Here is a 429-nt window from a genome sequence, read left to right on the forward strand (position 1 = left end):
GAAATACCCTTGCAATTGAAATTCGTTGTTTTTGACCGCCTGATAGCTTTACGCCACGTTCTCCTACTTTCGTGTCATATCCTTCAGGAAGAGACATGATAAAATCATGCGCATTAGCCGCTTTGGCAGCCGACACAATTTTCTCAAAGGATGCTTCCGGGTCTCCCACAGCGATATTTTCTTTAATGGTGTCACTGAATAAAAATGTATCTTGGAGCACCATCCCGACTTGATTACGCAGGCTTCTTGCCTTGTACTCTTTAATATCAATGCCGTCAATTTCGAGTGATCCGCTTGTGACATCATAAAATCTTGGAATTAAGCTGACGAGTGTCGACTTCCCTCCGCCGCTCATTCCTACAAGCGCAACGGTTTGGCCTTTTTCTACTTTCAAGGAGATATTGTGTAAAATCTCTTCCTGTGTATGTT

General features: G+C 43.1%; 1 protein-coding gene. It reads right to left on the bottom strand.

Going from position 1 to position 429, the window contains the following annotated elements; genetic code table 11:
• Positions 1 to 429: ATP-binding cassette domain-containing protein (locus KH400_RS21325; RefSeq protein WP_217228064.1), on the bottom strand; the 429-nt coding region annotated here is incomplete at both ends.

The sequence above is a fragment of the Desertibacillus haloalkaliphilus genome, assembly GCF_019039105.1.
Taxonomy (GTDB): Bacteria; Bacillota; Bacilli; order Bacillales; family KJ1-10-99; genus Desertibacillus; species Desertibacillus haloalkaliphilus.